Origin of the sequence: Pectobacterium sp. CFBP8739 (genome assembly GCF_013449375.1) — a bacterium.
Classification (GTDB): Bacteria; Pseudomonadota; Gammaproteobacteria; order Enterobacterales; family Enterobacteriaceae; genus Pectobacterium.
Map to the genome: position 1 here is coordinate 21850 of NZ_JACDRR010000016.1, position 12439 is coordinate 34288.

Annotated in this window: 11 protein-coding genes; 8 read left to right on the top strand and 3 right to left on the bottom strand. The window is 52.7% G+C overall.

Annotated features, from left to right (window positions below):
* Positions 1-54: 54 nt before the first annotated feature.
* Positions 55-1065: a sulfonate ABC transporter substrate-binding protein gene (locus tag H0247_RS13485; protein WP_370463337.1), complete on the bottom strand. Its 1011-nt coding sequence runs from the start codon at positions 1063-1065 to the stop codon at positions 55-57.
* 429 nt (positions 1066-1494) lie between these two features.
* Between H0247_RS13485 and H0247_RS13490 the strand changes: the two genes are divergently transcribed.
* The 3 genes from H0247_RS13490 to H0247_RS13500 are packed head-to-tail and all read left to right on the top strand — an operon-like array spanning position 1495 to position 4575.
* Complete coding sequence (locus H0247_RS13490) at positions 1495-1818, top strand: PTS sugar transporter subunit IIB (RefSeq protein ID WP_180742998.1); 324 nt, start codon at positions 1495-1497, stop codon at positions 1816-1818.
* Positions 1815-3137, top strand: a complete 1323-nt coding sequence (locus H0247_RS13495; protein ID WP_180742999.1) for a PTS sugar transporter subunit IIC — start codon at positions 1815-1817, stop codon at positions 3135-3137. The genes H0247_RS13490 and H0247_RS13495 overlap by 4 nt, the downstream gene beginning before the upstream one ends.
* Before the next feature lie 25 nt (positions 3138-3162).
* On the top strand, positions 3163-4575 hold the full coding sequence (locus tag H0247_RS13500) for a glycoside hydrolase family 1 protein (RefSeq protein ID WP_180743000.1): 1413 nt from the start codon (positions 3163-3165) through the stop codon (positions 4573-4575).
* 182 nt (positions 4576-4757) lie between these two features.
* Here the strand turns inward: H0247_RS13500 and H0247_RS13505 are convergent, their stop codons facing one another.
* Positions 4758-5015 carry a YdgH/BhsA/McbA-like domain containing protein gene (locus H0247_RS13505; protein ID WP_010281124.1) on the bottom strand — a complete coding sequence of 86 codons (258 nt, stop codon included), beginning with the start codon at positions 5013-5015 and terminating at the stop codon, positions 4758-4760.
* Between the two features lie 236 nt (positions 5016-5251).
* Here H0247_RS13505 and H0247_RS13510 point away from each other — a divergent pair, with 236 nt between their 5' ends.
* Positions 5252-6532, top strand: a complete 1281-nt coding sequence (locus H0247_RS13510) for a DUF3748 domain-containing protein (RefSeq protein WP_180743001.1) — start codon at positions 5252-5254, stop codon at positions 6530-6532.
* A gap of 33 nt (positions 6533-6565) precedes the next feature.
* Here H0247_RS13510 and H0247_RS13515 read toward each other — a convergent pair whose 3' ends face one another.
* Positions 6566-6958, bottom strand: coding sequence for a YceK/YidQ family lipoprotein (locus H0247_RS13515; protein ID WP_180743002.1), 393 nt, complete (start codon positions 6956-6958; stop codon positions 6566-6568).
* 386 nt (positions 6959-7344) lie between these two features.
* Here H0247_RS13515 and ibpA point away from each other — a divergent pair, with 386 nt between their 5' ends.
* The 4 genes from ibpA (at position 7345) to H0247_RS13535 (ending at position 12331) form a co-directional block, all read left to right on the top strand.
* Positions 7345-7758, top strand: a complete 414-nt coding sequence (gene ibpA, locus H0247_RS13520) for a small heat shock chaperone IbpA (RefSeq protein ID WP_005976748.1) — start codon at positions 7345-7347, stop codon at positions 7756-7758.
* A 165-nt stretch (positions 7759-7923) separates the two neighbouring features.
* Positions 7924-8376 carry a small heat shock chaperone IbpB gene (ibpB, locus tag H0247_RS13525; protein ID WP_180743003.1) on the top strand — a complete coding sequence of 151 codons (453 nt, stop codon included), beginning with the start codon at positions 7924-7926 and terminating at the stop codon, positions 8374-8376.
* 175 nt (positions 8377-8551) lie between these two features.
* Entirely contained in the window at positions 8552-10210 is a 1659-nt protein-coding gene (locus tag H0247_RS13530; protein WP_180743004.1) for a putative transporter, read from the top strand.
* A gap of 708 nt (positions 10211-10918) precedes the next feature.
* Complete coding sequence (locus H0247_RS13535) at positions 10919-12331, top strand: DASS family sodium-coupled anion symporter (RefSeq protein WP_180743005.1); 1413 nt, start codon at positions 10919-10921, stop codon at positions 12329-12331.
* Positions 12332-12439: the final 108 nt, after the last annotated feature.

Consider the following 12439-nt stretch of genomic DNA (forward strand, 5'->3'; position numbering starts at 1 on the left):
GTGAACTCCTTGAACAGTCTTGTTTGGGGTAAGCAAAATGGAGTGGTAATCGGATTACTGTGCTTGGGGATGCCAGACGCGCTCTGCGATATTGACCTTCACCGGTACCAGACGGTTTTCATAGAACAGGTCGGCGGTAGATTGCTGCGCTTTGATCGTGGCAGCATCCAGCGGTTCGATAGTGGTCGGTGGGCGATGGTCGAGCGCGGTTTCAATCACTTTTTCCGGCAGCCCTACCGCGTTTGCCAATAGCGTGACGCTTTGCGCTCGCTCACTGATGGTTAATGCATCAGCTTTGGTCAGCACGTCCAGTACCTGATGAATAAAGGTGCCGTGTGCTTCGGTATAAGGGCGGGATGCGAGATAGAAAGAGCCGGTTTTCTCCAACCCGCTGCTATCTACCAGTACGCGGACGCCACCTTCCAGCAGTGCGGCGGAATAGTAGGGATCCCAGATTGCCCATGCATCAACATTACCTTGCTGGAACGCCGCGCGGGCGTCAGCGGGAGTCAGGTAGGTCGGTTTGATATCGGTGAATTTCAGCCCGTCACGTTGCAGCGCGCGCAGCAGCGTATTGTGCGCGCTGGAGCCTTTCTGAAAGGCAACTTTACGGCCTTTTAAATCGGCGACGGTTTTCACCGGGCTGTCTTCCCGCACCAGAATCACTTCGGCTTGAGGTTTAGGCGGTTCCACACCGACATACAGCAGGTCAGCACCAGCGGCCTGCGCAAAAATCGGCGGAATATCGCCGGTGCCACCCAGATCGATACTGCCAACGTTGAGCGCTTCCAGCATCTGCGGGCCGGCGGGGAACTCAACCCAACTGACTTTGGTGTTGGGGAACTGCTTTTCCAGCAACTGGTGTGCTTTTGCCAGCACCAGACTGACCGAACCTTTCTGATAGCCGACGCGCAACTGCGCCGGCACGCTGTCCTGCGCATAGGCGGCGGACATAAGCAGCAGGGCGCCGGCAGCCAGAAGGGCAGGAATGTGGCATAGCCGCGTCGCCATGTTTTTCCACAATGGCGTGTTTTCTCCACGTCCTTCCATGACCGATTTTTTCATCATCAATGACATGCTTATGACCTCTCCCTTATAACGAAAAGTTAAAATACAGCGAGAAAATGCAACATCAGGTGATAAACATAGCAGGAGAAGGACGGGATTTTTAAATCTCAATTTGTCGTTTTTATAGTCAAAAGTAGAAAATGCCTGAAATCAGCACACTTAGCGTAATAAGCGCCGCAATAGTGGGTTTTACCTATCCTTCACGTCTGAAATACGTTTTCCATGACCTGCCTCACATTGTTTCCAGCAATGCCTATCATTTCGTGAACCTATTCTCATATATTGGTTTTTTTCATGGAAAACGGTTTCCATTGTGTTTCCATGGAGGTGTTTCCAATGGACGTGTTTATTCACGATGCTTTTATTGATGACGCTTTTTATTCGTAACGCTTTTTATTCGTAACGTAATGCGACGGGGTATTGAAAATGAAAAGGATCATGCTTTGTTGTTCCGCTGGGATGTCTACCAGCCTTTTAGTGAGAAAGATGAAGGAGGCGGCCAGCACACGTGGCCTGGACGTTGAGATTGCCGCCTACGCCGCCCATGAATTTGATGAGCAGGTCGGGAAGTATGACGTTGTGCTGCTGGGGCCACAGGTGAAATATATGCTGGCGTCCTTTCAGGATAAAACCGAGGGAAAGGGTGTGCCCGTCGCAGCGATAGACATGATGGATTACGGTATGCAGCGCGGTGACAACGTGCTGGATTTTGCCTTTTCACTGATCGAAAAATCAGGACAACCGCTATGAGTGGCCTCTATCAGTCGATGGTGAATATCATCGAGCAAAAAATTACCCCGCTGGCGGGTGTGGTCGGGCAACAGCGCCACATCATCGCGATTCGTGATGGGTTTATCGCCGCGCTGCCTTTCATGATCATCGGTTCGTTTATCCTGGTGTTCATCTTCCCGCCGTTTGCGCCGGATACTACGCTGGGGTTTGCCCGCGCGTGGCTCGATTTCTCCGTTGCCTACCGTGAACAACTGATGCTGCCGTACTACCTGAGTATGGGGGTCATGACCTTCTTTATCTCGGTGGGGATCGGAGCCAGCCTTGGCAAGCATTACAAACTGGATCCGATCATGACAGGTCTGCTGGCGTTGATGGCATTCTTGCTGGTGGCCGCGCCTTATCATGAGAAGCAAATTTCTACCCAGTATTTTTCCGGCGAGGGGATTTTTACCGCGATTCTGACGTCAATTTATGCGGGTGAAGTGTATGCCTGGCTGAAGAAACGCAATATCACGATTCGTCTGCCGAAAGAGGTGCCGACCGGCGTGGCGCGTTCGTTTGAGATCCTTATCCCCGTGCTGGTCATCGTCGCGACGCTGCATCCGTTTAACCTGTTCATCCAGTCTGCGACCGGCATGATTATCCCCGAAGCGATTATGCACCTGCTGGCACCGCTGATTTCGGCGTCGGATTCACTGCCTGCGATTCTGATTTCGGTTTTCATCTGCCAGATTCTGTGGTTTGCCGGGATTCACGGCGCGCTGATCGTCACCGGGATTATGAACCCGTTCTGGATGACCAATCTGGCGCTGAACCAGGCTGCGCTGTCAGTTGGGGCGCCGCTGCCGCATATTTATTTGCAGGGATTCTGGGATCACTATCTGCTGATCGGTGGGGTCGGTTCCACGTTGCCGCTGGCCTTTTTGTTACTGCGTAGCCGCGCGATTCACCTGCGCACCATTGGCCGCATGGGTGTCGTGCCGAGCTTTTTCAACATCAATGAACCAATTCTGTTTGGTGCGCCGATCATCATGAATCCGCTGCTGTTCCTGCCGTTTATTTTCGTGCCGATGGTTAATGCTGTTATTGCCTATACGGCGACGAAGCTCGGCTGGATTGCGCAGGTGGTTTCCCTGACGCCGTGGACGACGCCTGCACCGATTGGTGCATCATGGGCGGCGAACTGGGCGTTCAGCCCGGTGATCATGTGTCTGCTCTGCATGGTGATGTCGGCCGTGATGTATTACCCGTTCCTGAAAGTGTATGAGCGCACGCTGCTTAAACAGGAGCAGGAGAAACAACAGCAGGCTGCGGGCGAAGCCAGCGCCAGCGCATAAACACGAGTGAAGCAGAGAGGAACGTATGCACGATCATCTTCAGAACGATTTTCGCTTTCCCGCGAATTTTTGGTGGGGTAGCGCCAGTTCGGCACCGCAAACGGAAGGCGAAAGCCTCAACTATGGTAAAAGCGCTACCGTGTGGGACGAATGGTTTGCCACGCAGCCCGGCCGTTTTCACCAGCAGGTTGGGCCGGCAGAGACTTCCACGTTTTATCAGCACTGGCGTGAAGACATTGCGCTGCTGAAGACGCTGAATCACAACACGTTCCGCACGTCGATCTCGTGGGCGCGACTGATTCCCGATGGCGTCGGTGAACCGAATCCGCAGGCGGTGGCGTTTTATAATCAGGTCATTGACGAAATGCTGGCGCAGGGCATCACGCCGTTTATCAATCTGTTCCATTTTGATATGCCGATGGTGATGCAGCGGCTGGGCGGCTGGGAAAATCGGGCGGTGGTGGTGGCCTATGCGGGCTATGCGGCGACCTGCTTCCGCCTGTTTGGCGACAGGGTAAAACACTGGTTTACGTTCAATGAGCCGGTGGTGCCGGTGGAAGGTGGGTATCTGTATGATTTCCATTACCCGAATGTGGTGGATTTCAAGCGTGCTGCGACGGTGGCGTACCATACGATGCTGGCGCATGCGCTGGCGGTGAAGGCATATCGCGAGCAGTATCAGGACGGGGAAATTGGCATTATCCTCAATCTGACGCCTTCCTACCCGCGTTCCCAACATCCGGCCGATGTTAAAGCCGCCAATATCGCCGATCTGATGTTTAACCGCAGCTTTCTCGATCCCGCATTGCGAGGCGAATACCCGCGGGAACTGGTCGATCTATTGCATCGATATGGCCAACTACCGAGCTGCCAGCCTGACGATCGTGCGTTGCTGGCCGATGGGATTGTCGATCTGCTGGGCATTAACTACTACCAGCCGCGCCGTATTCAGTGCCGCGACAGTCTGGTCAACCCTGATAGTCCGTTTATGCCCGAGTGGTTCTTTTCCAGCTATGAAATGCCGGGACGAAAAATGAATCCCTATCGTGGCTGGGAAATTTACGAACCGGGCATCTATGACATTCTGACCAATCTGCGGGTGAATTACGGCAATCCGCGCTGCTTTATTTCGGAAAACGGCATGGGGGTGGAGAACGAACAGCGTTTCGATGCCAACGGCCAGATTCAGGACGATTACCGCATCGATTTTGTCCGCGAGCACCTGAAGTATGTACACAAAGGGATCGCGGAAGGCAGCAACTGCCTCGGCTACCATATGTGGACGTTTATCGATAACTGGTCGTGGTCGAATGCCTACAAGAATCGCTATGGTTTTGTGCAGCTGGATTTGGCGACGCAAAAACGCACGGTGAAGAAAAGTGGGGAATGGTTCGCGGCGATAGCGGCCGAACATGGTTTCCAAGGGTCAACGTTGTAAGTCTATCCACGTCGGTGTGGCACTCTGCCACACCACATTCATTGCCTTTCCTGCTTTCCCACGAACCCATTTCGCATAAATAAAAAACCGACTTGCCCTGATGAGGAGGCAAGCCGGAAAGAGGGTAATACGTGTTGCTTACAGGATAACTAACTGGGATAAAAACTCAGGGTAAACAACAATTAGTTGAAGATTACCGCAGAGCCACGCAGCTGATCGTTACCGGTCGCAGACGTGATGGTATAAGCTTTAGCGCCTGCTTTTTCTGCTTTCGCCGCGAGCTGAGCCTGTAGTGAGCTGAGGTCTTGAGCGGTAGCGGTAACGACGCCCGCTTTCTCCAGATTTTGAGCCTGTGCAGGAGATACATATTCAGCAGCAGAAGCACCGAAAGTCATGGTAGCGAGAACAACAGCAGCGGCGATGGTTTTTACGTTTTTCATGGTGTCTTATCCTTTTCTGATTTGATAGGTGAAAGGGGGCTGCCCTTTCGATAGGAAGCATGTTACGCCGATGCTAATAAATTAAAAAACGGATGTTATTGAGATAGTCTTTCTATTTTTTTGAATAATATTTATCGATGTTTTTTGTTTTTTTTAAATTAAAAACAATAAGTTATACATAAAACTGAAATTGATTTACAAAAAATTGACTGATATTGAATAAGTGGGGTTATGTCTTGTCTGTTGAGTTTCAACTAACGTTTAATGCTGCTGGTCATCAACTTACCAATATTAATTGCTGGTCATGTGATGGAAACTGGCTGGTTTATGACATAAGACCCTATGGATCTTCATTCACAGGGCTGACCATTGAGCGCATACACCTGAAAAGCCGGGAAACCGAGGTGATTTATCGGGCGACGGCGGGGGCGCACGTGGGCGTAGTGACCTGTAGCCCGCAAGAGCCACTACGCTACGTCTTTATCCACGGGCCGGAAAATCCAGACGGCGAGTGGCAGTATGATTTTCACCATCGGCGTGGAACGATAGTGGCGGACCGCCAGCGCGATGAGGCCATCACGCTCGATGCTTTCTCCATTACGCCGCCTTATCAGGCTGGCGCGCTGCGTGGCGGTACGCATGTCCACGTCTTCAGTCCGGATGCCAGCCGCCTGAGCTTTACCTATAACGACCATGTGCTGCATGAGCGCGATCCGGCATTGAACTTGCGCAATGTGGGCGTGGCTGTGCCACTACAGGCTGTCGCCGTTGAAAAACGCCATCCGCGTGAATATGACGGTAGCCACTATTGTGTGCTGGTCAGCCAAACGACGCCGCAGCCTCAGCCCGGCAGCGATGAAATCAACCGTGCCTATGAAGAAGGCTGGGTAGGAACGGCCGGCTATATCCAGCAAGATGGCTCGCGGCAGCGCTGGGCGTTGGCATTTATCGGCGATACGCGTGCGGCGGATGGGACAACGGTGCCGGAGATCTTTATCGTCGATTTGCCGGATGCGCTGGAGGATTACGCCAAAGCGGGGGAGACGCCTCTGGCAGGAACGGCAACCTCAATGCCTGCACCGCCAGCGGGCGTGCAACAGCGGCGTTTAACCTTTACGCACTCGCGTCGTTATCCTGGGCTGGTGAATCAGCCGCGCCACTGGCTGCGAGCCTCACCCGACGGCAGCGAGATTGCTTTCCTGATGCGCGATGAGGCGGGTGTGGTGCAGCTGTGGACGCTTTCCCCGAATGGCGGTGAGCCAAGGCAGGTCACGCATACGGAATACGGTGTACAGTCTGCCTTTAACTGGCACCCGAGCGGACGTTCTCTGGCGTTTGTGTGTGACAACAGCATCATGCTGTGTGATGCGCAAAGCGGTGAGCTGGTTCGGCTAACGACAAGGACGGACAGCCCACCCAGTGGGGATGCCGTGGTTTTTTCACCTGACGGGAAACACATTGCGTATATGCGGGAGATTGACGGCTTTAATCAGCTTTTTGTTGTGGCGATAGCCTAATCCGTGCGCCGATTCATGGTGAATGCTGAGCCATCACAGCTGGTTATGAGGCATCGTATTGTTATTAGGTATCGTATTGTTATTAGGCATCGTGGCAAGCTGTGAGCTGGCGGTCTGGTTTTGCTCTTCGCTGCGTGAAATGCGTTCGCGCGTTGACAGTTTGTTCTTATTGCTACCCGCGCGGTAGTAGTCGTAGGGCAGCAGCAGCGTGTCGGCAACCGTCGAGAACGGCAAGTCGATAGCGACCAGCGGCATCATCGCCCAACTGGTGTCGTCGTCACGCAGCATATCCACACTGGCGCGCATACCGGAATAGTAGCCCTGATCGTTTCCGGTGTGCGTCATCACGCTGGAGCAGCCACTTGTTGCCACCGCGCCGCTACCGGTGATGATGAAAGAGAACAATGCGCTTTTCAGTAAGGTCATATTACCTGTCCATTAAGAACCTGCTGTCAGAGCGGGTCGCAGCCTAATATTGGTCACTTGAGTCCGTTGTTAGGGGAAACACAGGGGGAGGTTCCCGCAGGGAGGCCTCACCCCTGTGGCCGCCCCGTGTATCTCGATGCTTAAACGATCGGCACTTGGCCAAATCTGCCTATTTTGAGTGTATGGGATAACGCCCGCAGTGTGAGTGAATATTGCATGAAACCCAGCGATTTTTCCTTTTTGCCTCTTGAAAGTCTGAGGGGGGTCACCATATTGATAATAAGCCGGAAGAAAACGATACGCCGTCAGGGTATCCGTTCCGGCTGTGAGCCTGTCCTTAGGGAAGGTAACAATAAATCCTCGCTGCATGTTTAGGAGGCTGTTTTATGCGTAACCCCGATTTTTCTCCCCTGTACCGTTCCGCTATTGGTTTTGATCGCCTGTTCAATCTATTAGAAACCGGTCAGACCCAGAGTAACGGCGGCTATCCTCCCTACAACGTCGAGCTGGTTGACGAGAACCAATACCGTATCGCGATTGCCGTCGCTGGCTTCGCCGAGCAGGAACTGGACATCACGGCGCACGACAACTTGTTGATTGTAAAAGGCGCCCACGCCGGTGAGCAGGTTGCCCGCAACTACTTGTATCAAGGCATTGCCGAGCGCAATTTCGAACGTAAATTTCAACTGGCCGAACATATTCAGGTAAAAGGCGCCAATCTGGAAAACGGGCTGTTGTACATCGATCTCGAGCGCATCGTGCCGGAAGCGATGAAGCCGCGCCGGATTGAAATCAAGTAAATCAACATCACGTTATTTGTACGAATCGCGCATTGCCTGAAAGGGCAGCGACATAAATCAGTATATCGTCTGCCGAATGGGGACGACGCCAGCCATTGAATCGCGGCTGGCATAAGGTACGCCCGTATGGGCATCTTAATCTCGCTTCTTAGAAGGAGTCATATCATGCGTAACTACGACTTATCACCTTTACTGCGTCAGTGGATCGGTTTCGACAAATTAGCCAGCTCAATGCAAGGCAGCCAGGAGCCGATTGATTTTCCTCCGTATAACATCGAGAAGAAAGACGACAACCACTACCGCATCACGCTGGCGCTGGCGGGGTTCCGACAGAGCGATCTGGATATCGAAGTAGAAGGCCCTCGCCTGACCGTGAAAGGTTCTCCGGCACCGACTCAGAAAGCCGTGGAGTATTTGCATCAGGGGCTGGTGTTTAAGCCTTTCACGCTGAGCTTTACGTTGGCCGAGCATCTGCATGTGTCTGATGCACATTTTGAAAATGGCCTGCTGCATATCGATCTGGTGCGTGACGTACCGGAAGCCTTGCAGCCCCAGCGTATCGCCATCGGCGGTGGCCGTCCGGTATTGAACCAGCAGCCCGCTGAAGATGCGTCATAACGCGACATCCGCGTCATTAACCTGATGATTTCCCGCGCCCGTCTCATTACGGGCGTGGTTTTGTGTTGCCCGCCACGTTTCCTTTTCCAGCATTCTGCCAGAATCAAAACATACTCATTACAGAGTATCGCAGCAGTGGCATTTCCCAATAAAAACGTCCGCAAGGGATACGGGTATGAGTGATATCGCACTTACCGTGAGTATGCTGGCGCTGGTTGCGGTTCTGGGGTTATGGATCGGCAACTGGCGGATTTATGGCGTCGGTTTAGGGATTGGCGGGGTTCTGTTCGGTGGGATCATCGTCGGGCATGTTGCCCACCAGTATCAAATTCAACTGAATGATGACATGTTGCACGTCATTCAGGAGTTCGGGCTGATTCTGTTTGTCTATACCATCGGCATTCAGGTCGGGCCGGGTTTCTTTTCCTCTCTGCGCGTGTCTGGCCTACGCCTCAATGCGTTCGCTCTGCTGACGGTATTACTCGGCTGTGTCGTGACCGTCCTGCTGCATAAACTACTCAATATTCCTTTGCCCATTATTCTCGGTATTTTTTCCGGTGCGGTGACCAATACCCCGTCGCTGGGCGCGGGTCAGCAGATTCTGACCGATCTCGGTTCGAGCACGGCATTGATTAACCAGATGGGGACGGGCTACGCGATGGCGTATCCGCTGGGGATCTGCGGCATTTTACTGGTGATGTGGCTGATGCGCGTGCTGTTCCGCGTGGTGGTGGAGAACGAGGCGAAGCAGTTTGAAGTCAGCAACGGTCAGCATCATGAACAACTGCACACCATGAATGTGTCGGTGACGAATACCAATCTTCAAGGGCTGGCGATTCAGGATGTGCCGATTCTGAACCGTGACACCATTGTCTGCTCCCGTTTAAAACGCGGCGATGAGCTAATGGTGCCGTCGCCGCAGACGCTCATCCAACTGGGCGACTATCTGCATTTGGTTGGGGCGAAAAACGATCTGGAGCAGGCGCGTCTGGTCATTGGTCATGAAGTGGAGGCATCGCTCTCGACGCGTGGCACGGATCTGCACGTTGAACGGGTGGTGGTGACAAATGAGAAGGTGCTGGGACGCAAGATTCGCGAACTCAACCTGAAACAAAACTACGATGTTGTGATTTCACGCCTGAATCGTGCGGGCGTCGAGCTGGTTGCCAGCAATCAGGCCAGCCTGCAATTTGGCGATATTTTGAATCTGGTGGGGCGAAAAGCGGCGATCGATGCCGTGGCGGATATCGTGGGAAACGCCCAGCAGAAGCTCCAGCAGGTACAGATGCTGCCCGTCTTTATCGGCATTGGGCTAGGCGTATTACTGGGCTCTGTGCCGCTGATGATTCCCGGCTTTCCCGTCGCGCTGCGGCTCGGGCTGGCGGGCGGGCCACTGGTAGTGGCGCTGGTTCTGGGGCGCATCGGCGGTATTGGAAAACTGTACTGGTTTATGCCGCCCAGTGCGAACCTGGCGCTGCGCGAGCTCGGCATTGTGCTGTTCCTGTCGGTGGTGGGGCTGAAATCCGGCGGCGATTTCATCGATACATTATTGAACGGCGACGGCGTGTGGTGGATTGGTTACGGTGCGCTGATTACCATTGTGCCGCTGCTGCTGGTCGGCATACTGGCGCGAGCGCTGGGTAAGATGAACTATCTGACGCTGTGTGGCATGCTGGCGGGCTCTATGACCGATCCGCCTGCGTTGGCGTTTGCCAATGGACTACACCCGACCAGCGGTGCAGCGGCGTTGTCTTATGCGACGGTTTATCCGCTGGCGATGTTTCTGCGAATTATGTCACCGCAGCTATTAGCCGTGTTGTTTCTGGCGCTCTAAATGTTATCAGCTGGATAAAAAATACTATTTTTTCGCCGGAAAATGGCCATTTATTTTTTTATTTATGAAGAGGGGAGTCCCTGAGTAAATAAATAAGGAATGGATAACTCACTGTCTGAAAAAGAATTATATTACCATTATTAGCTATAAGGTTTTTTTATCATTATCTTGTTGTTACTTTCGTTAATTTTATGTTTTCTAAATGTCAATTATTATTGAATTTAAACGGTTTTTTATCGGGAAATTAAAACCGTGATAGTTTCTTAAATAAATTAATGAACCCCTTTAGTAACTAAAGTTACGCTATTTTGACGACGCATTATAATACTATCTCTTCATTAATCACTTGATTTGATTAGACGAGATAAGCACCCTGAATCCTTGTTTTCTCGTCTTTTTTTTCCGCAGATGATTCCTGTTGCGTTGTTTTCAGCAGGGTGACGAAGGAAGAATAACGAAATACCCACTCCTCCGCACGGGACATCCGTCGTGAATATCTCCTGAATAATTCGAGAGCAGCACAAACTCGGCTCGAAGTACGACGGGGATATGCCCTAAATAATTCGAGTCGCAGGAAGGCGGCAACTGCACGAATCCCCAGGAGCTTACATCAGTAAGTGACTGGGGTGAGTAAAGGAAGCCAACGCATATGCGGCTTGAAGTATGACGGGGAATACAGAATCCGTTTTAATGAAGAGTGGTGTTCTTATGTCTGCGAATAATAGCAGGTTGTTAAAGCTTCTAGTTATCCTTTGTATTGCCGGTGGCTTATGGTTATTGCCGGTTCCTGATGGGGTCAAACCCGATGCCTGGCACCTGATGGCGATTTTCATTGCCACGGTTGTCGGTCTGATTCTTTCTCCTTACCCGCTTGGCGCGATGGCGATGTTCAGCCTGACCTCGGTCGCCATCTTAGGGTTATTATCCATTAAAGATGTGCTGGCGGGCTTTAGCGATCCCACCATTTGGATGATCGCCTGCGCCTTCTTTATCTCTCGCGGCTTTATCAAAACCGGCTTTGGTCGGCGTATTGGTCTGCTGTTCATCAGCAAGCTGGGGAACAGTTCTCTCGGTCTGGCGTATGGCCTAGTGTCTACCGACCTGTTGTTCGCCCCAGCGATGCCTTCCACATCTGCACGCTGTGGTGGGATTATCACACCGCTGTTCCGCTCTATTGCCGAAGCCTACGATTCCACGCCGGAGAAAGGCACACAGCGCCGTATTGGTGCGTTTTTGGTGCAGTCCATTTTCCAATGTAATGCCGTGACTTCCGCGATGTTCATGACCTCCATGGCAGGCAACCCGATGGTGGCGAAGCTGGCTTCTCAGTTTGGTATTCACATCAGTTGGACGGACTGGGCATTGGCGACACTGCTGCCGGGTTTCCTGTCGTTGGCGCTGATTCCTTACCTGATCTACCGTTTCTACCCACCTGAACTGAAGAAAACCTCAGAAATGCGTGCGATCGCCGTCGAAAGACTGCGTGAAATGGGCAAGATGACCCGCGACGAGTGGGTGGTTCTGGGCGTGTTCCTGGGGCTGGTAACCTTCTGGGTGCTGGGCTCCACGTTGAATATCGACGCGACCCTGACCGCACTGGCTGGCCTGAGTGTGCTGTTGCTCAGTCGTGCGCTGAGCTGGGACGACGTGGTGGGTGAGAAAGAAGCCTGGCACACCGTGGTGTGGTTTGCCGTGCTGATGACGCTGGCGGGTCAGCTCAACAAAATGGGCCTGATTGCTTGGCTGGGTGGTCTGGCTGGCAGCGCGGTGAGTGGCATGCACTGGCTGCCGATGCTGGGCCTCCTGCTGCTAGTTTACTACTATAGCCACTATCTGATGGCGAGTGCGATTGCCCACATCAGCGCCATGTATGCGATTTTCGTCTCTATCGCGCTGGCCGCCGGTGCACCGCCGATGCTCACCGTACTGGTGTTCGGTATCTTCAGTAACCTGTTTATGTCTACGACACACTACTCCAGTGGCCCGGCACCGATTCTGTTCGGCACAGGCTACATGCCGCTAGGTACTTGGTGGAAGATCGGTTTCTCCATCAGCCTGGTTATCATCCCTATCTGGCTGGGTGTTGGCAGTATGTGGTGGAAAGTCCTCGGTTTCTGGTAAAAACGTAGATACGTACTGGCTTTCCTGATGCAAGAAATACGCAGCAACACGTTAAGCCTGATTTCCTTTCTCTAAGCCTACGCCCTGTCTCTGTGACGGGGCGTAGGC

Excerpts from the sequence above, each read along its gene's own strand:
- H0247_RS13530 (WP_180743004.1), top strand. The coding sequence starts at position 8,552 with ATGAGTGATATCGCACTTACCGTGAGTATGCTGGCGCTGGTTGCGGTT.
- ibpB (WP_180743003.1), top strand. The coding sequence starts at position 7,924 with ATGCGTAACTACGACTTATCACCTTTACTGCGTCAGTGGATCGGTTTC.
- H0247_RS13485 (WP_370463337.1), bottom strand. The coding sequence starts at position 1,065 with ATGAAAAAATCGGTCATGGAAGGACGTGGAGAAAACACGCCATTGTGG.
- H0247_RS13535 (WP_180743005.1), top strand. The coding sequence starts at position 10,919 with ATGTCTGCGAATAATAGCAGGTTGTTAAAGCTTCTAGTTATCCTTTGT.
- H0247_RS13505 (WP_010281124.1), bottom strand. The coding sequence starts at position 5,015 with ATGAAAAACGTAAAAACCATCGCCGCTGCTGTTGTTCTCGCTACCATG.
- H0247_RS13500 (WP_180743000.1), top strand. The coding sequence starts at position 3,163 with ATGCACGATCATCTTCAGAACGATTTTCGCTTTCCCGCGAATTTTTGG.
- H0247_RS13495 (WP_180742999.1), top strand. The coding sequence starts at position 1,815 with ATGAGTGGCCTCTATCAGTCGATGGTGAATATCATCGAGCAAAAAATT.
- ibpA (WP_005976748.1), top strand. The coding sequence starts at position 7,345 with ATGCGTAACCCCGATTTTTCTCCCCTGTACCGTTCCGCTATTGGTTTT.
- H0247_RS13490 (WP_180742998.1), top strand. The coding sequence starts at position 1,495 with ATGAAAAGGATCATGCTTTGTTGTTCCGCTGGGATGTCTACCAGCCTT.
- H0247_RS13515 (WP_180743002.1), bottom strand. The coding sequence starts at position 6,958 with ATGACCTTACTGAAAAGCGCATTGTTCTCTTTCATCATCACCGGTAGC.